This window comes from Rhodomicrobium udaipurense JA643, assembly GCF_000636015.1.
Lineage (GTDB): Bacteria > Pseudomonadota > Alphaproteobacteria > Rhizobiales > Rhodomicrobiaceae > Rhodomicrobium > Rhodomicrobium udaipurense.
This window is the reverse complement of record NZ_JFZJ01000001.1, coordinates 1-19,563: the sequence shown is the minus strand read 5'-3', so window position 1 is coordinate 19,563 and position 19,563 is coordinate 1. Positions and strand designations below refer to the sequence as shown.

Annotated in this window: 15 protein-coding genes; 4 read left to right on the top strand and 11 right to left on the bottom strand. The window is 64.8% G+C overall.

Annotated elements, in window-relative coordinates; genetic code table 11:
* The first annotated feature begins 26 nt into the window (after positions 1-26).
* The 3 genes from T281_RS00075 to T281_RS00065 are packed head-to-tail and all read left to right on the top strand — an operon-like array spanning position 27 to position 7,786.
* Entirely contained in the window at positions 27-764 is a 738-nt protein-coding gene (locus T281_RS00075; RefSeq protein WP_037232324.1) for a nucleotidyltransferase family protein, read from the top strand.
* Positions 739-3,951 carry a double-strand break repair protein AddB gene (addB, locus tag T281_RS00070; protein WP_037232322.1) on the top strand — a complete coding sequence of 1,071 codons (3,213 nt, stop codon included), beginning with the start codon at positions 739-741 and terminating at the stop codon, positions 3,949-3,951. The genes T281_RS00075 and addB overlap by 26 nt, the downstream gene beginning before the upstream one ends.
* Positions 3,944-7,786 (top strand): UvrD-helicase domain-containing protein, encoded by a 3,843-nt coding sequence (locus T281_RS00065; protein WP_155954937.1) that lies wholly within the window; start codon positions 3,944-3,946, stop codon positions 7,784-7,786. The genes addB and T281_RS00065 overlap by 8 nt, the downstream gene beginning before the upstream one ends.
* A 307-nt stretch (positions 7,787-8,093) precedes the next feature.
* Here T281_RS00065 and pufC read toward each other — a convergent pair whose 3' ends face one another.
* The 11 genes from pufC to T281_RS00010 form a co-directional block, all read right to left on the bottom strand.
* Positions 8,094-9,158 carry a photosynthetic reaction center cytochrome PufC gene (gene pufC / locus T281_RS00060; protein WP_037232320.1) on the bottom strand — a complete coding sequence of 355 codons (1,065 nt, stop codon included), beginning with the start codon at positions 9,156-9,158 and terminating at the stop codon, positions 8,094-8,096.
* Positions 9,155-10,132 carry a photosynthetic reaction center subunit M gene (pufM, locus tag T281_RS00055; protein WP_013417914.1) on the bottom strand — a complete coding sequence of 326 codons (978 nt, stop codon included), beginning with the start codon at positions 10,130-10,132 and terminating at the stop codon, positions 9,155-9,157. The genes pufC and pufM overlap by 4 nt, the downstream gene beginning before the upstream one ends.
* 13 nt (positions 10,133-10,145) lie before the next feature.
* Positions 10,146-10,970, bottom strand: coding sequence for a photosynthetic reaction center subunit L (pufL, locus tag T281_RS00050; protein WP_013417913.1), 825 nt, complete (start codon positions 10,968-10,970; stop codon positions 10,146-10,148).
* Between the two features lie 113 nt (positions 10,971-11,083).
* Positions 11,084-11,260, bottom strand: coding sequence for a light-harvesting antenna LH1, alpha subunit (gene pufA, locus T281_RS00045; protein ID WP_013417912.1), 177 nt, complete (start codon positions 11,258-11,260; stop codon positions 11,084-11,086).
* A gap of 19 nt (positions 11,261-11,279) precedes the next feature.
* Positions 11,280-11,498, bottom strand: a complete 219-nt coding sequence (gene pufB, locus T281_RS00040) for a light-harvesting antenna LH1, beta subunit (RefSeq protein ID WP_013417911.1) — start codon at positions 11,496-11,498, stop codon at positions 11,280-11,282.
* A gap of 120 nt (positions 11,499-11,618) precedes the next feature.
* Positions 11,619-11,894, bottom strand: coding sequence for a hypothetical protein (locus T281_RS00035; protein ID WP_338053286.1), 276 nt, complete (start codon positions 11,892-11,894; stop codon positions 11,619-11,621).
* On the bottom strand, positions 11,891-13,342 hold the full coding sequence (bchZ, locus tag T281_RS00030; RefSeq protein WP_037232319.1) for a chlorophyllide a reductase subunit Z: 1,452 nt from the start codon (positions 13,340-13,342) through the stop codon (positions 11,891-11,893). Before bchZ ends, T281_RS00035 begins: the two co-directional genes overlap by 4 nt.
* Positions 13,336-14,928, bottom strand: coding sequence for a chlorophyllide a reductase subunit Y (bchY, locus tag T281_RS00025; protein WP_037232315.1), 1,593 nt, complete (start codon positions 14,926-14,928; stop codon positions 13,336-13,338). The genes bchZ and bchY overlap by 7 nt, the downstream gene beginning before the upstream one ends.
* Before the next feature lie 18 nt (positions 14,929-14,946).
* Positions 14,947-15,957: a chlorophyllide a reductase iron protein subunit X gene (locus T281_RS00020; protein WP_037232313.1), complete on the bottom strand. Its 1,011-nt coding sequence runs from the start codon at positions 15,955-15,957 to the stop codon at positions 14,947-14,949.
* On the bottom strand, positions 15,954-16,919 hold the full coding sequence (bchC, locus tag T281_RS00015) for a chlorophyll synthesis pathway protein BchC (protein ID WP_037232311.1): 966 nt from the start codon (positions 16,917-16,919) through the stop codon (positions 15,954-15,956). The genes T281_RS00020 and bchC overlap by 4 nt, the downstream gene beginning before the upstream one ends.
* An 83-nt stretch (positions 16,920-17,002) precedes the next feature.
* Positions 17,003-18,133, bottom strand: coding sequence for a methyltransferase (locus tag T281_RS00010; RefSeq protein WP_037232309.1), 1,131 nt, complete (start codon positions 18,131-18,133; stop codon positions 17,003-17,005).
* A 157-nt stretch (positions 18,134-18,290) separates the two neighbouring features.
* Between T281_RS00010 and T281_RS00005 the strand changes: the two genes are divergently transcribed.
* On the top strand, positions 18,291-19,563 hold a 1,273-nt coding region (locus T281_RS00005), incomplete at its 3' end, for a phytoene desaturase family protein (RefSeq protein ID WP_037232303.1).

The following is a 19,563-nucleotide window of genomic DNA, read 5'->3' as shown; positions in this document are numbered from 1 at the left end:
CCGGCCATTTTCATTTGCGGGGGCGGATGACGCGCGAAGGCAAGATCAACACCGCGATGGTGCTGGCGGCGGGTTTCGGGACGCGCATGCGGCCCATTACCGACACAATCCCGAAGCCGCTCGTCCGCCTCGATGGCCGCGCGCTCATCGACCACGCGCTCGACCGGCTGGCGGATGCGGGGATCGCCCGCGCCGTTGTGAACGTGCATTACCTCGCGAACCAGATCGAGGCGCACCTTCATGCGCGGCGCACGCCGGAAATCACCGTCTCCGACGAGCGCGACGCCGTGCTTGAAACCGGCGGCGGCGTGGCAAAGGCGCTGCCGCTTCTCGGGCCGCAACCCTTCATCGTGCATAATTCCGACAGCGTATGGAGCGAGGGCGAGCGCTCGAACATCGCCGCGCTGACCGCCGCATGGGAGCCGCATCGCATGGACGTGCTCCTTCTCCTGGCGCATCGCGACCGCAGCCTTGGCTATAAAGAGCGCGGCGACTACACTCTCGGCGACGACGGCCGCCTTGCACGGCGTCCGCGCGACGGCGAAGCGGCACATGTCTATGCGGGCGTGTCGATCCTGAACCCGCCGCTGTTCGACGGCATCGCGGACCGGGCGTTCTCCTTGAACCGAATCTTCGACAAGGCTATGGCTGAAGGTCGGCTGTTCGGGGTGGAACTCGATGGAACGTGGATGCATGTCGGTACGCCTGAAGCGCTCGCGGATGCGGAGCGGTTCCTGAATGACAGGCGGCGGCGCACAGCTTGAGCTTGGGTTTTCGGCCGCGCGCGGCACTGCCGTCTTCGCTTGCCCGCCTCACCGCCCTTTTCTGCCCGCGCTCGCCGCCGCGATCCTCGACGGCGCGCTGTTCGGTGGAGGCGAGCCCGAGCCGCACGACATCCCCGCATTGAATGTCTACGTGCCGTCGCAAGCCGCCGTCACACCGCTGAAGCTCGCGCTCCTCGACCTCAGCCCGTGCGGCGCAACCTTCCTGCCGCGCATCCGCGTGCTCGGCGACGCAGACCCGCTCGACATGTTCGCGGCCTACGCGCCGCATATGGACGCCGGCGATGCGCTCGCCCTCCTTCGCGAGGCGGTGGACGTGCCGAAACCCATCGGCGACATCGAACGCCGCGTCCATCTGAGCGCTGCGGCGATGAAGGCCGCGCGCGACATCCACAGCACGCGGATGGAGTTCGGCGAGCAATTGTTCTCCGGCGTCACGGCGGCGAGCGCGGCGAAGATCGCCGCCGACATCGCAGGCCTCATTGACGACGCCCATCGCGAAGGCGCGGACCTTGCCAAAATCGACCGGCTCGACAGAGGCCACGCCTCCGGCGGCGAGCAGATTTCGCTGCAAATCCTGCGTGCCGTGCGCAAGGCGTGGGACGCGCATAAGAAGCGCAGCCGCCGCCTCGACCGCGAGGAGCGGCGCAACCGCCTCATGGCCCTTGAGGCGGCGTTCATCCGCGCGAGCGACGCGCCCGTGATCGTCGCCGGATCGACCGGCAGCGTCGCCGCGACCATGGGGCTGATGGAGGCGCTCGGCGGACGCGCGCGATCGGCCATCGTGCTGCACGGCCTCGACCGCGCGCTCGATGATGCGTCGTGGCAGGCCATCGCCGAGCACCCCGAGCACCCGCAGCATGGTTTGTGGCAGTTGCTCGCGCGGCTCGGCGTTGGCCGCGACGGTGTGAGCGAGCTTGAAACGGCGCGTGCGCTGCCCGCTGGCGGCGACCCGATCCGCGCGGCGTTCCTCAGTGAGGCCATGCGACCCGCTTCCACAACGGCGCGCTGGGCGGACTATGTTGCGGCGCGGAAGGTCGAAGGCAGCCGCGATGCGGGCGCAACCGCCCGCGATGTATCGGCCGACGTTTCATTGTGTGGCGCGTCGCGTGGCACCCTCGCGCCGGCGCTGACGCTCGTCGAAGCCGATACGAGTCAGGAAGAGGCGGTCGTCGTGGCGTTGATCCTGCGCGCCGCGCTCGAAGACAAAGCCGCGCATGTCGCGCTCGTGACACCCGACGACGCGCTCACGGCCCGCGTCCGCCATGCCCTCGCGGCTTGGGGAATGGCGAGCGAACCGCCCGCCGCGCCTCGGCACGCTTTCGCACTACGCGTGGCGGCGACGGCGGCGAGCGGCAAGCCCGAGGACTTCACGGCGCTGCTGCGGCTCGGCCGTGGCGCAGACCGCGACCGCTTTCTCCGCCTCGCCGAACTGGTCGATCTCGGCGCGGCTCGGCAAATGTGGCGGCCCGCTTCCATGGACGGCATCCCGGCGGCCCTCTCCCGCGCGCAGCATGCCATCGCGAGCGGCGAGGCCCGCCACCCCGCCATGCGCCGGATCGATGCCGAGGCATGGGAGGCCGCGCGGCTTCTCGCTGGCGACGTGCTCGACGCGCTGTCGCCGCTCACCGAGAACGCCGCCGATCCGGCATCGGACGCGGCGCCGACCCTTCCGTTCCGGCGCTGGGTGGCGGCGCATGATGAAGCGCTCGTGCGTCTCGCCGCAATCGGCCTCGCCTGCAATGCGGGCGACGACGCGCCTTCGCTTGGCGATGCGTTCGGCGTCGATGCGCCGTCCCTCGCGCTCGACATCAACGACTACGCCGCGTTTTTCGCCGAACTCACACGCGCCGAACCGACGCCCACCGCAGGCAGCCCGCATCCGCGCCTGTCGCTTTTGAGCCCGCTCGACGCCCGCCTTCTGTCTGCCGATGTGGTCGTGCTCGGCGGGCTGAACGAAGGCGCATGGCCGCAGACGCCGGGACCAAGCCCGTGGCTCAATCGACAGGACCGCGCCGCTATCGGCCTCTCGCCCGAGGAACGCCGCATCGGGCAGGCCGCGCATGATTTCGCCTCGCTCGCCGCCGCCGCTCCGCGCGTCGTGCTCACCCGAGCGAAAAAGGCGAATGGGAGCCTCGCCCGCCCGAGCCGCTGGATCGCGCGCATCACCACGCTTGCGCGCGGCGCGGGTCGGCTCGCCGAGATCGATACCGGCGCGGCGTGGCTCGAATTGGCGCGCGCGCGCCGCATGCCCGCGACGGTCACGCCCATCGCGCCGCCGGAGCCGCGCCCGCCGCTGTCCGCGCGCCCGCGCCGCCTCTCGGTCACCGCCATCGAAACGTGGTTTGCGAACCCCTATGCGATTTACGCAAGCTTCATCCTTGATCTCAAACCGCTCCGCCGCATCGGCGAAAGCCACGACGCGCGCGACAAGGGCACGCTCTATCATGCGGCGCTCAATCGGTTTTTCGAGGCGTACCCCGACCGCGTGCCGGACGATGCGGCGGCTCGCCTCGTCGCATGTCTCGACCGCTCGGCCGATGAATTCGGCTTTGACCTCGACGCCGCGCCGTTCTGGCGGCCGCGATTCGCCCGCTTCGCCGAGTGGTTCGCGGCGACGGAAGCGCAGCGGCGCGTTGGCTTGCGGCTGTTGAAAAGCGAGGTTGGCGGCAAGCTGAAGCTCGTGGCGGAGGGAGCGGCCGGGCCGTTCGAGGTGACGGCGCGCGCGGATCGCATCGACCTCGGCGCGGATGGCAGCTTGCGCGTCTACGACTTCAAGACGAGCGCGAACGCGGCGACGACATCCGCGCGGCGTGGCGCGCCGCAGCTCGCGCTGGAAGGCATGCTCGCCATGGAAGGCGCGTTCGCGGGGCTGCCCGCAGGCGCCGCGCCCGACCTTTGCTATATCGTCGCGTCGGGCGGGGAGCCGCCCGGCGACATCGTCACGCTGAAGGTGCCGAGCGAGGAAGCCATCGCCGCCGCGAAGGCCGGGTTGCTGCTGCGCATCGCGCGCTTCGACGACGAGGCGACGCCTTACGCCTACGAAGCCCGCGCCATCTTCAAGGACAAGGCCGACAACGATCCGTATGCGCACCTGGCGCGCGTAAAGGAATGGTCGGCGGGTGAAGGCGAAGACGCGGGCGCGGAAGACGGAGGCGGCGATGAGTGACGCAACGCGCGATGCGCGCCTCGCCGAAGCTTCCCGCAAGCAGCGCTCAGCCGCCGATCCCACTGTTTCGGCATGGGTGCGCGCGAATGCGGGAACCGGCAAGACGCACGTTCTCGTGCAGCGCATCCTGCGACTTTGCCTCGCGGGTGCCGCGCCGCGCTCTATCCTGTGCCTGACCTTTACCAAGAACGCCGCGGCCGAGATGGAAGCGCGCGTGCTGAAAACCATGGGCGAATGGGCCACCGCCGACGCGCTCACGCTGGAGGCGGCGCTAGCGGCGCTGCTCGACCGCCCCGCCGAGGCTGACGAGCTGGCCGCCGCGCGCACACTGTTCGCCACCGTGACGGATGCGCCGGGCGGCCTGCCGATCATGACGATCCACGCCTTCTGCGAGCGCCTGCTTCGCCGCTTCAGCTTCGAGGCGAACGTGCCGCCGGGCTTCACGGTGATGACGGAAGAAGAAGCGCGCGACGCGCTGGCGGCGGCGAAGGCGGCTGCATTTTCCGAGGCAAGAAGCGGCGCGATGCGCGACGCACTCGCCACCGCCGTCGCCCATGCGGGCGAGGATGAATTCGGCCGCGTGTTGAAGGACATGCTCGGCCATCGCCGCACGATCCACTACCTGTTGAGCGTCGGGCCGGAAGGAGACCGCATCGCCCCGGTGGAAGCGCGGCTTCGGCGGATCTTCGGGCTCGCGGCGAACGAAACCGCGGCCAGCCTCATCGATCGCGCGGCAGCCGTGCTGAGCGACGACACGATCCGCGAAATCGTCGCCATTTTTGTCGAGGGCGGGAAGACCGAAGCCGAGACCGCCGCGAGTTTGCGTCTGGCGATGAGCGCGCCGGACACGGCGTCGAAATGCGCGTGCATCAAGAGGGCGCTTGGAACGAAGGGTGGTGAGCCGAAAAAGCGGCTGGCCACGGCTCCGACCCAACGGCGCGCGCCCTCCTTGTGCGAGCGGCTTTCCCGCGCGCAAACGGACTTCTTCGACCTCGACCGCAAGATCTGCGCCGCGAAGGTTGTCGCAGCGACGGCGGCGCTGTTCCGTCTCGCGGCGGCGATCTTCGACGCCTACGAGGCCGAGAAACGTGCGCGCGGCGCGGTCGATTTCGACGACCTCATCGAGAAGACGCTGGCGCTGCTCCATCGCGAAGACGCGGCCGAGTGGGTGCTCTATCAGCTCGACGGCCGCATCGACCATGTTCTCGTCGACGAAGCGCAGGACACGAGCCCCGAGCAATGGGCCATCGTCGCCGCGCTGACGGCCGAATTTTTCTCCGGCGAGAGCGCGCGCGCGACCATGCCGACGCTGTTTGCCGTGGGCGACGAGAAGCAGTCGATCTACGGCTTTCAGGGCGCGCGGCCCGAATTTCTGGCCGCCTTTGGCGCGGCTTACGAGCAGAAGGCGCGGGCGACGCAGATGCCGTTCCGCACCGTGGGCCTGGACCTGTCGTTCCGCACGCTGGCGCCCGTGCTTTCGGCGGTTGACCACGTCTCCGCGGCGCTCGGCGGGGGCTTGAGCGCTGCGCCCATGCCGCACATCGCCAACCGCGACGACGATGGCGGCCTGGTCGAGCTTTGGCAGCCCGAACACGGCGCGCGGCAGGACAAGGGCGACGTCTGGGCACCGGAAGACGACGCCGCCACCTCCGCCAAACCGGCGGAAGCGCTCGCGTCGCGGATCGCCGCCAAGGTGCGCGGCTGGCTCAATGGCGGCGCTGCGCTCGGGCGGGAGGGCCGCCCCCTTGAGCCGGGCGACGTCATCATCCTCCTGAAGAAGCGCCAACCGATGGCGAGCCTGCTTCAGGCCGCGCTGAAGCGGGAGGGCGTGCCGGTGGCGGGCGCGGACCGGATGTCGCTTGTGGATGACCTCGCGGTGATGGACCTGCTCGCGCTCGGCGATGCGCTGCTTCAGCCCGAGGACGACCTCGCGCTCGCGGCGGCGCTGAAAAGTCCGCTGTTCGGGCTTTCGGATGACGATCTGTTTGCGCTGCGCAACCCGCAAGAGGGCTCGCTCTGGGCCGCGCTTGGCGCGCACGCCGAAGCCGAGGCAGCTGGCCGCTTCGCCGAAGCTGCGGCGCGGCTCGCGTTGTGGCGCGAATTGGCGCATCGGCTTTCGCCGTTCGATTTTTACGCGCAGGTGCTGGATCACCCGCTGCCCGCTGCGTCGGATGCTGACGAGGGGCGCGGCGCGGGGAACGATGCCCCGCTCAGCCGAGCCAGTATTGTCTCACGCGTGGGGGCGCCGGGCGAATTGGAGAGCGTTTGGCGCGGAGAAGCCACGTCAGCGCAAGGTACAGGAGCCATTTCCTCACAGGAAACGCGCTACGCTTCCGCCGCAGCGGACACCCCGCCCGATGGTCGAGCGGCATTCGGCGCGCGGCTCGGCCCGCAATGCTTCGAAGCGCTGGACGAGTTCTCGAACCTCGCCGAAACCTTCAGCGTCGGCGGGCGCGGAGATCTCGCGGATTTTCTCGTTTTCGTGCGCCAGGGCGCGGCCGAAGTAAAGCGCGAGACCGATCAGGCGACGCGCGAAGTGCGGATCATGACGGTGCACGGCGCGAAAGGCCTTGAAGCGCCGGTTGTCATCCTTGCCGACGCATGCGGCGCGAAGGCAGGTCGGCAGCCACCAATCTTGCTCCTGGAGGACCGCACCGACGGCGTTCGCGTGCCGGTGTGGACGATCAAAGGCGCGGGCACGTTGCCATCCGTCGCCGACCAAAAGGAAGAGCTTGCGGAAGCGGCCCGGCGCGAATCGGGGCGGCTTCTGTACGTCGCCATGACCCGCGCGCGCGACCGGCTCTACATCGCCGGCTCTCATACCGGCGAGACGCTGCCCGAGGGCTGCTGGTTCGACACGGTGAAGTCGGCGCTTGAGCCGCATGCAATCGAGGGCGTCGACGGGGGCGGCCGCCTTTTCTGGCGCCTCGGCACGGAGTTGCATGGCGTGGGCGCCGCCGGAGGAAACCACGGCGAGCCGATGCCGGTTGCGCTGCCTGCCTGGGCGGGGAAGTTCGCCCCCGCAGGAAATTCCCGCGTGCTTCTCTCCGCCTCCGCGCTGGTTCCGCCTGCGCTAATTCGGGCTCGACTTGACGCCGAGGCGCTGACCGACATCCAGCGTCATGCCGCGTCCGATTCGCCGAATGACGCGCTTATATCGTCACGCGAACCGGCTTCACTGAACGCTCATCAGCCTCCTGTCCACGCATTTTTTCTGCGCGCACCGGCGCTCGAAACCGCCTCAGACCTCGATGAATGGGGGCCGAACCCCCATGACGGCGTCGCTCGGAAGGTTGCGCAGCAGACCGGTATTTTCATTCATCGGCTTCTCGAAATCCTTCCCGGCCTGCCGCAAGATCGGCGCGGCGAGGCTGCGCAACTCGCGGCAGCGGCCTTTCGCGAAGTGCTTCCCGGCAACCGCATTGAAGCAGCGTTTGAAAGCGTCGAAAGATTGCTCGCAACCCCACATCTTCGGCCGGGAGAAAAGCGCGTGCTTTCGGAGGCCGGGATCGCCATAGCGCTGGGGTCGAACGAAGGACGTGCTGCCATTCTCGGCCAATGCGACAGAATCTCGCTTGGCGCGGCTGATATTGAGCTTTTCGACTACAAATCAGGCGCGCTGTCAGACGGCGATCCGCTGCCTGCTGTCTATGTCGCGCAACTTGCCGCCTATCGCCTCGCCCTCGGCCAACTCTATCCGGCGGCGAACATCCACGCATCGCTCGTCAACGCCCGCTCGGCCTCACTCCTTGAAGCTGACGCCGAAGCGCTCGATGCGTTCGCGACCTTGTTGGCGGGGTCGCTCGCCGATTCGTCGGACGAGGCCGTATTGTAGGACTGAAGCCGCATGTGCGCGAGGGGATGGCGGGTGAAGATGTCGTTCCGACCGCCGGGAAGTCGTTACGCAACCGGTTTAGCGACCCTAAGTCTTTTGCATTCAAAAAAACCAAGAGTCGAAAGCCCGCTGTTTCGCCGCCTTTTTTAGCATACCGCGCGCTCTAATCGTTGTGGCGGCACCGTAAGCCGTTCGCCGCGCCGGGAAGCCGTGGGATAAAACAAAAACCCCCGCCGAAGCGAGGGTTTCTGTTCTTGAGCAATGGCAAAAAAGGTACCGGCGACAGGCGCCAGCACCTCTCTCAAGTTTACTGCGTCTTCACCGTAGCTGCGGGGCCAGCAAGCACAGGGTATTCCTTGAGCATGCTCACACCGTAGAGGGGCTTGAAAGCACCCTGGTGGCAGGTGGCGCAGTTCGCTTTCGCGATGTCACCAGCCGGGCCCTTACGGCCGGGGACGTTCGCATAAAGCGGCGTCAGCGGGTTGATGTAGTTGTTATTGATGTCGCGCACCATGCGGATGCCGTACCAGGCAGTCACACGCTGCGGGCTGCTCGCTCCCCAGGACTGGAAGTTCTGGGTGTTATGGCAGTACGTGCAGTTGACGCCGAGCGACTGTGACATAGACATCATCAACCCATAGGTCCATTCCGCCTGCTTGAGCGACATACGGTTCGTCGTTGGCAAAGCGGTCGGGCCTACAACGCGGATCTGTTCGCTCTTCATGAGGAAGGGCGTGAAGGGATCGAACGGCAGTGACGTCAGGCCGACAGCCGGAGCGCGCTGGTTCTGACCGGCAAGATTACCGAGCAGAGCTTTCGAGAACCGAGGTTCGACCGGCGTGTACCATACGTTCTTCGGGATGGGATTACCGCGATGGCACGTGTAGCAGGTAACGCCCTGTCCATTGATCGCAACGTGAGACTTCCATTTCGCGTTGAGATCCTGGGTCAGTTGGATCATGCGGCGAGAAACGATCTTGGTGTAGACGTTTTCGTCGGCAAAATCCGCCTCATTGTGGCAGTACGCGCAGCCCTGTTCCGGCGCCACCCACTTGGTGATCGCCGTCATGAACCGCAGGAACTCGTTCGAGTCGAGATCGCCGAGAACCTTGACGTTCTGATAGACAGCCGAGGCCTTCGTGCCGGCCGGGTCGATATTCTCTTCCGGAGCCGGAACCGCATTCAAAGCCTGCTGCTTCTGGCTATGGATGTCGCGGGAGTTGACAATGTGCACCAAGCCCGTTCCGCGATACCCCCACTGCAGCCACTCAACCGTGGGACGCTGCAGTGTGTAGTAGGAAAAGACGACCAGGAAGACCGCCAATGCCGCGCCCGCAAGGGCAAGGGTTAGGATTCGTTGCTTGTAACTCATTTGGGAGCTCCCGGAAGAAGGGCCGGGTCAACGATGACGGGCAGAGTCTCGGGGTAGACCGGCACGAAACCGTGCTTGATGCCCCAGAGGTACCAGTTATCGACGACAGTTCCGGTCAGAAGAATGCCGATACCGCCGGTGATCGGGCACAGTACCGCAAACCACCAAGCCCAGCGATGGATGGATTCCATGGAAGCGTTGAAGCCCATGGTCCAGCGCCAGAAGAGACCAGCGCGCTCAAGCGCCGTGCCACGATCAGTAGACTGCTCGATTTCGCGCTCACCGCCGAAACGGCTGACCGCGAGGATCGTGGCGCCATGCATCGCGAAGAGAAGCGTGGAGCCGTACAGGAAGGCGATCGAAAGCATGTGGAACGGGTTGTAGTAGAGGTTCCCATAGCGAATGGAGAACGTCGCCGTCCAGTCGAGGTGCGGGAAGATGCCGAACGGAACCGCTTCACCCCATGTTCCCATGAGGACCGGGCGGAAAAGACCGCACGAGAGCATCAGGAAGATCGCGGAAGCGAACGCCCAAGCAATGTGCGTTCCCATGCCGAGCTGACGGGCGCGGAGGTAGGTACGGGCCCACCAAAGCAGCACGGAAGCCGTCATGAAGAAGCCAGCCCAGAGCCACCAGCCGCCATTGTTCAGCGACGGGATCTTGAGGCCGTTTTCAGGAGCCGGCGGCTCAAGAGCGAGCCAAGGGAGCTGTTTCACGAACTGCGCCGGGCTCCAGTCCACCGAGGCGGCCATGTTGAGGCCGATAATCTCGATCGCGATAAACCCGAAGATGATCGATGCGACGCCGGTCAAACCGAGGTAGATCGGGCCGATCTGCGCGTCACCGATGAGGCCGAGCAGATAGACGTGGAAGGGCTTGCCGGTGCGGCCATACTGGTCGCGATACAAGGGAACACCGAGATGCGCTGGTCCCTTAACTTGAACTTGCGTAAAGATATTTTGATATTCGGCCATGGTCTGTTCCCCCCTAGCGCCAGACTGGGATATTGAACCACCAGTTCCACCACTCGGGCCAACCCTTGGTCCAGAAGGGTCCACTCAGAACGATGCAGAGGGCGCTGAAGAGAACCGCCATGATCGCGCAGAAAACGCCGAGCCTGTGAATGCCGATGGTGCCGACGGAATAACCCAGAAGATCGCGAGTGAAGGCGTTCTCATGCTCGGGTGTCTTCACAACATCGCGGCCGCCTGGATTGAGGGCCGAGAGAATGAGACCGCCGTGCATCGCGAGAAGAAGCGTTGTCAGGAAGAAGAACGCAATCGCGAGCATATGGGCCGGGTTGTAGTGGAAGTGCAGATATTGATATCCAGTGTTGGATACCCAATCTAGGTGGCTGAGGATGCCGTAGGGAAAACCGAAGCCCCACGCGCCCATGAGAACCGGGCGGATGAAGACAAGGCTGATATACGCAAAGATCGCAACGCTGAAGACGATCGGCACGTGATAACCGATGCCCAGCTTGCGGCAGATTTCAACTTCGCGCAGCGCCCATGATACGAATGCGCCAGTCGCGCAGATCGTGATGAGCTGCCAGAGACCGCCCTTGGCCAGAGGAGCCATACCCAAACCGTAACTCAGGTCTGGCGGAGCGATGTTGATCTTCCAGATATTGAGAGTATGCCCTTGGGCAGCCCCCCATACAATCAATGCCGTTCCAAGGAGTGCAAAGAACAGCGTGGTAACCCCGAAAAATCCAACGTAGAACGGGCCCACCCAGAAGTCGAATAGGTCGCCCCCCACGAGGGTGCCGCCTCGAATGCGGTATTTTTTTTCATAACTGAGCAATGCCATCGCTCACCTCCAATTAGGAGGCGAGCCGCCGCTCGACCTCCCTTTGAAAAATTCCCAAGAAAGCGGATGAGGCGCGACTATCCTCATCCGCCATTCTGTGTGGACCCAACCGCTCAGCGAGCCGGAAGGGCGGAGTTCTGGGAAGCAGCCGCCGGAGCCGGAGTGTCGATCCAGTTGTAGCGGGTCGTGCTGAGGAGGATGAAGTGGATCAGGAGACCCAGGACGACGAGGAACGCGAACAGCGCGACCAGAACCCGGCGGGGATCAAAAAGAAGCCAAATGCGCCACATGTGATTTTCTCCTTATGAATTAGGCGAGATACTGGACAATGGTCAGGGCCGCGGTCTGCACGCCGTCGCCGAGGTCGGCGAGCGGGCGAGCCCAAGGACGCCAGTTCCAGGACAGAACGTGAGCGATAATCGCAACAATGGTGAAGCCGATAAAGCTAGCAACAAAGATGCTGTGGAATTCCTTCGCCTCGCCTTCGGTCAGCCCGGTGAGCGAGACATCCCTTTCTTCTTGAGCCATAAGCTTGATCTCCGCTAAAGTGGACTCTTGCAGTTACCGCGCATTGCCCTCGCGGCCGGGTTCGCCATGGCGTTCTCGCCATGGAGTTCTTTTGCCCGGACATCCGGGCGAAACCTTTTCCTATCGCATGAACGCGAATGGAATACACGTATTGGCAGCTGCGCGGGCTTCAGCGAAGACGGATTTCCGCCGCGCGGCACCGCGTCGCGGGGAAACTGCACGCTTCACCAGTCCGGCCGCCAGAAAAAGCGGAAAAGTGGCGATAAACATCAGCCGAAACTCCTGCGCTTCTTTCGCCCGCATGCTAGAGTGCAGGCCTACGTCCTGAGTGCACAGAGAAGTCACGATCTTCGCATCCTTCTCAGTCTTGCCCGATTCGAGATCCGCAGCCGTCATGCGGCCCTCCCATCGATGGCCAGCGCGGTCGATTGACCGAGCCGCACCGCCGTAACTTTCGCTTCTCCCGCCTCGCGTGCGGCTTTCTCTGCTGCATCCCGCAACCGCTTCGCCGCCGAGATTCGGACAAGCACCGGCTGTGCCTCGACGAACTCGTCGAACAGCGCCTTGGCATCTTCGTCCCAAGGAAGTTGGCGCACGAGCCGCGAGGGCGTCGCCTCGATCCGGTCCAGATCCTTCCCCAATGGCAGAATATTGAAAAGTGCGTCGAACAATGCGTTGCAGACTTCCTGCACGAGGTAGGTAGCGCCAGCGTAGCCCATAAATGGCGTTCCCGTATGGCGGCGAATGATCGCGCCCGGAAAAGAAGCGGGGATATACATCGAGCGCCCGCCCGCTTCGGCCAGATACATGCGTTCGTTATATGAGCCGAAAAGCACCAATGGCGGCTTTTCGCGGACGAGTCGCCGCACTTCGTCGTTGTCGGTCTTCATTCCGGTGCGCCGGGATACTGCGAAAGTACAAGGCAGGCCCAGTTCGTCCTCCAGAAAATGGCGGACACCGCGCGCATATGTCTCGTTCGCAACGATGGCGAAGCTCGCTGTGCCGAAGAAGTCCTGCGTCACTGACCGCCAGAGATCCCACAGCGGCTTGATGGTGGTGAGCTTTTCCCGCTCGATGAACGGCTCGGGGTCGAGGCCAAGCGTTTCGCCGAGTGCGCGCAGGAATTTCGTTGTCGAGTGCAGCCCGATCGGCGCCTGCAAATAGGGCTTCTCAAGCCCTTCGCACAGCAGGCGTCCAAACTCGCGATAGAGGCAGATGTTGGCGTCGGCGTTGGCGAGGCGCGGTATGTCGTTCAGGTGCGTTCCTTGCGGGAAGACGAGGTTGACCTCAGCCCCGATGCCCTCCACCAGACGGCGAATCTCCGCCAGATCTGACGGCGTATTGAAGACGCCATAGCTCGGCCCAATGATGTTCACGCTGGGCTTGGCGTCGGCGGCCTTCGGCTTCGCCTTGACCTTCTTCTTGACGCCGTATTCTTTCCACAGCCAGACGAGCGCGCGGTCCGCGCTTTGCCACTGGTCTTCATCGATGGTGCGCGGAAGGAACCGCTGGATGTTCATGCCCTCGGGCGTCACGCCGCCGCCGATCATCTCCGCGATGGAGCCTGTGACGACGACGCTCGGCACTCTGGGGTCGAGTACCTTGTGGGCGCGCCTCATGGCCCCTTCGGTGCCGGTCTTGCCGAGTTCTTCCTCGGACAGACCTGTGACGACGATAGGAAGCTCGTGCGGGGGCAGCGCGTTCGTGTAGTGCAGCACCGCCGTGACGGGCAGGTTCTCGCAGCCCACCGGGCCGTCGATGATGACCTGAAGCCCCTTTACGGCTGTGAAGACGTAAACCGCGCCCCAATAGCCGCCAGCTCTGTCGAGATCCGCGATCAGCATCCCATGGCCTCCTTCGGGAGGTCGGTGGCTGACGGCTTCTTCAACGGCAATTCCTTGACCTTCGCGGGCTCTTTCGGAGCCTCGTCGAACACGCCGGCCGTGAAGCCCGTGCCGACGCTGCCGAAGAACGCCTTCATCTCCTCGAAGCGGGCCTTGCTGGCGATGGCGGCGTTGACCACCTGCGCGAGCGAGCCAGCGCCTGCGACGCCCATCAGCGGGCGCGCGGAAATGAGGTTCGTGAAATAAAGGCCCGGAATCGCTTTCGCCTTTGCGTGCTGCACGACGGGCGTCGTGCCAATCGCGAGGTCTGGGTGGAACTCGTCCACCGCCGCGATGTCCTGTTCGAGCGAGGCGCGGTATTGCACGCGAACGCCCTTCGCTTCGAGCCACTCGCGGTCCGATTCGGACCAGCGCGTCTTCGGGCAGGCCGTGCCGACATAAGGCACGTCGGCGCCGCTTTCGATCAGCATGCGCGCGACGAGCAACTCCGAGCCTTCGTAGCCCGAGACGGTGATGCGGCCCTTGACCGGCGCTTTGGCGAGCGCGGTGCGAACGGCGGGCAGGATGCGGTTCAGCGCGGCGTCGACCTTGTCGCGCGCGACGCCGCAAAGCTCACCGATGGAGAGGAGCCACGCTGCCGTCCCGTCATAGCCGACGGGAGCAGAGCCGGTGATCGAGCGGCCCGCAGCTTCGAACTCGCGGAAAGACGCCGTGTAAAACGGATGGATCGCGGCGACGGCGGCGCAGTCGAGCGCGGAATAAAGCTCGCGCCACTCGCGCGTCGGCACCACCGGTCCGGCGGCGAGGCCGAGCGGCTCAAGCATCATACTGATGGTGACTGGATCGGCCGGGAACATCTCGCCCACAAGCGTAATTGTCGGCTTTTCGGAGCGTCCGCCGCGCGGCGCCTGCACCGGGCCCGCCTCGGCTTCACCGCGTGCGTAGCGCAGCATGGCTCCAGACAGCACATCCTTCGCCTCCGCATGCGTCGGCACGCCGAAGCCCGGCACGTCGATGCCGACCACGCGGACGCCGTTGATCTCCTTCGGCAGGAGTCGCAGCGGAACGCCGGAAGCGGACGGTACGCAAAGGTTGGTGACGATGATCGCGTCGTAATTGGCCGGATCAGCGAGCTTGTATACGGCGTCGCGGATGTCTTCGAAGAGTTTGCCGGTGACGAGCGTTTCGGAACTGAAGGGGACGTAGCCGACGGTGCGTTTCGCGCCGTAAAAATGCGAGGTGAAGGTCAGGCCGTAGACGCAACAGGCAGAGCCCGAGAGGATCGTCGCCGTACGGCGCATGCGTAGCCCGATGCGGAGCGAGCCGAAGGCCGGACACATGGTCTGCGGCTGGTCGTGCGGCCCTTGCGGATAGTCCTTCGCGAACTGCTCCAGAATTTCGCTCTGGCCCGCAGCGGCGGCGGCCTTTTTCATCTCCTCAGCGCCCGCATGACAGCCGACGCCAGCGCCGTCGATGCTCGCATCAGACTTGACGGCCGACGTCTCGGCAGCCGCAACCCGTCCGGCGTCGTCGTAAACGACTTCGCCGGGGGCGGCTTGTGAGGATTGGCGTTCAAGTGCTGTCATGGGAACTCGCAAACTGCCTTATGCTACGTCGTAGACGATTTCGAGGGATGGCTTCTCGACGATCTCGTGCCCGCGCATGTCGGACTGCGATGCCGGTTCAAGCACGATTCCGCGACCGACTGCATCCCCTTTGAAGAGATTCAGAAGACCATCCTGCGAAAGAGGGGTCGGACGCACCGGCGGCGCTTCGGCGACATTGGTGGCGAGCGTCTCGAACACGGGTGCCCAGGTCGTACCGGGGATGCCGACGATCTGATAATTCGCGCTCATGCGGCGCAGTTCTTCGTGCTGCGGGATCGCCGACAGGATCGGAATGCCGACTGCTTCGGCGAAGGCCTGCGCTTCGCCCGTGCCGTCGTCCTTGTTGATGACGATGCCAGCGACGCCGACATTGCCGCCGAGCTTGCGGAAATATTCCACCGCCGAGCAGACGTTGTTCGCAACATAGAGCGACTGCAAGTCGTTCGAGCCGACGATGATGACCTTCTGGCACATGTCGCGCGCGATCGGCAGGCCGAAGCCGCCGCAAACCACGTCGCCCAGAAAGTCGAGCAGCACGTAGTCAAAGCCCCATTCATGGAAGCCGAGCTTTTCCAGCGTCTCGAAGCCGTGGATGATGCCGCGACCGCCGCAGCCGCGCCCGACTTCCGGGCCGCCGAGCTCCATAGCGAAAACGCCATCGCGCTTGAAGCAGACGTCCTCGATGCGCAATTCCTCGCCGGCGGCCTTCTTCTTCGACGAGGTCTCGATGATGGTCGGCGTGGCGCGGCCGCCGAACAGAAGCGATGTTGTGTCGCTCTTCGGGTCGCAGCCAATGAGAAGCACGCGCTTGCCCTGCTGGGCCATCATGTAGGACAGGTTCGAGAGCGTGAAGCTCTTGCCGATGCCGCCCTTGCCGTAGATCGCGATGATCTGCGTTTCTTTCTTGACCTCGCCCGAAGGCACGGCTGCGGGCTCTTCCTGAGCCTCGGCGCGAAGCTGCGCCGCTTGCCGTTCGAGGGCGTTGGCTTCGTTGGCGTCAAGGCTCATGCTAACGTTCTCCAATCTAATACCATCTTGAGACAGGCCGGATCTTCGAACGCCGTGCGATATGCGGCAGGCGCATTGTCAGCAGAAACGCGATGCGTGATAAGCCCGTCAAACGACAAAAGGCCGCTGTCCACGAGTTTCGACACGGACGCGATGTCGGCCTTTTGCCACTGTGCGGCGACCCGGAACCGCGCTTCCTTCATGAAGGCGGGTGGGAAGCTGAAGGAGAGCCGGTCGGCATAGAAACCGGCGAGAATGATTTCACCGCCGGGAGCGAGCCGCGCCACGAGCGAGTCGATGATGGTCGAGTCGCCGCTCACGTCGCAGATGACCCGATAATCGCGGCGCGGATCCTTATCGGGATCGAGCACTGTATATCCTTGCGCGCCATCGAAACGCGCCGGGTTCTTTTCCCAGACCGTCGGGGCCGGAGCACCGCTCGCAACCACGATCCGCGCGATGAGGCGACCAAGAACGCCATGTCCGATGATGAGGTCGGCAGGAACGCCCTTGTCGGAGAAAGCCGCGTGATGCGCGGTCGCCGAGAGCGCGAACAGGATGCCCTGCTCGCCGAGGCTTTCGGCAATCGGAATGGCGCGCGCGCCCGGCATCACGATTCGAGACGCCGTGCCGCCGAAAAGCCCGCGAACTTCGCCATAACAATTTGCGCCGGGAATGAAGACGCGCTCGCCGACCGAGATGCCAGCCGCCGGACCCGCCCATGAAATGCGGCCCACGGATTCATAGCCCGGAACCAGCGGATAACCCATGCCCGGAAAATGCGGCATGCGCCCGGTATAAAGGAGACGTTCCGTGCCCGTGCTGATCCCGCTCCACTCGACGTCGATGACGACATCGGCATCCCCCGGAGACGGAAGCGCAAGCCGCCGCAGGCCGAGCTTTTCGGGCTCTTCCAGAACGACCGCTAAAGTCTCGGTTGGGAACTCTTGAAGGAGGGCCATTGCACAACTAGTCTCTTCGGAAGCTGTGTCATCCTAGCTTGACCGACTTATATGTCAATTCAAACTTACACTCGTTCTAGATATCAAAATGTGGCTGCGAGCACGCGAACGAGAAGCGGCTGATGGGTGGCACAGCGCTTGATAGCTGTAAAGCCCGCGCGCTGTAACAGGTCGCGAAGCTGCGCTTCGGTGCGGGGTCTGCCGCGTCCCATTGCCATCAGATAGAGGCTGAAATAGGCCGCGACCTTCTCGGCGCCGCGCGTTCCGGCCATCGGTTCGGCAACGACGAGCGCCCCCCCGTGCGGCAACGCGGCGCGGACGGATGTCAGGATCTTCAGCGCGGTGTCGTCGTCATGGTCGAGCAGCACGCGAACGAGCGTCACGACGTCCGCGCCTTTCGGCAGCTCCTTCGTAAAATCGCCGCCCGCCGCTTTCGCCCGGTGAGCGAGGTTCGCCGCCCTGAATTTCGCGTCGGCGAGACCGGCCACGGCGGGCATGTCGAACAGCACGAGGTCGAGGGCGGGCACGCGCCTTGCCGCCGCGCGCAGAAATGTGCCGTCGCCGCCGCCGACATCCATGAGGCAGCGGTGGCGCGTGAAATCGTAGGCGTCGAGCACTTCTTCGGCGATGGCGGGCTGCGTCGCCGCCATGAGCGCCGTATAGGCCGAAACCGCGTCGCGATCGGCGCTCGTGTCCCCCTCGGCATACGGCCAATAGGAGGCGAGATGCGTGCCCTTGTCAGCCGCCGGGTTCGCCGCGTCGCCCGCATCACGCGCCTTCGTTTCGCCGCGCAGCAGCGCAACGGGGTCTTCGAGATCGCGATAGACGAGGCCGTGATGCTCCACCATCGCGGTGAGGCCGGGGCTCGCCAGCACAGCAGCGCCGAGCCGCCCGAGGCCGTAACGCCCGCCGCTCCGTTCCTCCGCGAGCCGCAGGGCGACCGCCGCCGTCAGAAGCCGCGCCGTGGCATCCTCGCCGAGGCCGAGCCGCCGCGCGATTTCGTCCCGCGCCAACGGTCCGCCGCGCAGGTGCTCGAACAGGCCAAGCCGCACGCACGACAGCAGCACTTGCGAATAGATGAAGCCGGAGCAAAGATCGAACAACGCGCCGGCCTCGCGCCGCGCAATCGGGCGCGTCAGCGGAAACGTCTCGGCGAAACGGATGAAGCGCGGGCTCGACAGCACTCGGTCGCGGAACGCAAATGCGCGGTCCATCAAAGCGTTAAAGTTGCTTCGTTTATCCAATTTTGCGATATTTCGAGGATGAGTCACCGCGCGTGGCCTGTTCGTTCTGCTTTTTGTCCCAAGCCCTGCCGTCACTCTTGGACGGTCACCGGTCGGCGTGTCAACGCCGTTCTTGCGGGAGATTCATTTGCCGGAGACACGTGTCGTCATCGTCGGGGCAGGCATAGGCGGGCTGTCCGCCGCTGTTAACCTCGCCGCGGAAGGGTTCGCCGTCACCGTGGTCGAGAAGTTCGACAAGCCGGGCGGCAAGATGCGCGAAGTCGACGCAGGCGGCGCGGCCATCGACGCAGGCCCCACCGTGTTCACCATGCGCGAGGTCTTCGATGCCATCTTCGAGAAGGCGGGCGCGTCGCTTTCCGATTACCTCACCATCAAGCCCGCCGAAATCATCGCGCGTCATGCTTGGGAGGACGGAAGCACGCTCGATCTCTTCGCGGATGAGGAACGAAGCTTTCACGCGATCGCGGATTTCGCAGGGCCGGAGAACGCCCAAGGCTACCGCGCGTTCTGCCGCGAGGCGGCGGAAATCTACCGCATCCTCGACCCCTCGTTCATCCGCGCGCAGAAGCCGAGCCTGCCGAAACTGATCTGGCGCGTCGGCCCGCTAGCATTCTCCGACCTCTGGCGGATGAATCCGTACGAAACCTTCTGGAACGCCGTGTGCCGCCACATGAGCGACCCGCGGTTGCGCCAGCTTTTCGCGCGCTACTCCACCTATTGCGGCGCGTCGCCCTTCGCATCGCCCGCCACGCTGATGCTCGTCGCCCATGTCGAGCAGCAAGGCGTGTGGCTCGTGGAAGGCGGCATGCACCGCATAGCCCGCGCGCTCGAATCGCTCGGGCGGCGGCTCGGCGTCGTCTACCGCTACGGCGCGGAGGTAGCGGTAGTGACCGCCGAATTCGGCCGGGCTTCGGGCGTGCGCCTTGCGAGCGGGGAGCACATCGCCGCCGACGCGGTGGTGTTGAACGCCGACCCTTCGCCCGTTGCGGCGGGCCGCCTCGGCCGCGATGCCGCGAGCGCCACGCGCCGCGTTCCGCCTCGCAGCCGGTCGCTGTCGGCGCTCACGCTCGCCTTTCAGGCCGAAGCTTCGGGCTTGCCTCTCGCGCGGCATACTGTCTTCTTTCCGGCAGCGCCCTATCATCTGGAATACGACGCTATTTTCAGGCAACGAAAACTTCCGCCCGCGCCAACGGTTTATTTATGTGCGCAGGATCGCGATGGACGCGGAGATCGAAGCGAAGACGGGGCCGAACGCTTCCTGACCGTCGTCAATGCCCCTGCTCTACTCAATGGTTCCGGCCTCAGCCTAGCGGAGATCGAAGAATGCGAGACGAAGACTTTCCGGCTTATGGAAACATGCGGCCTAACGCTTCGCCCGCTGCCGGGAGCGCTGGTGAGAA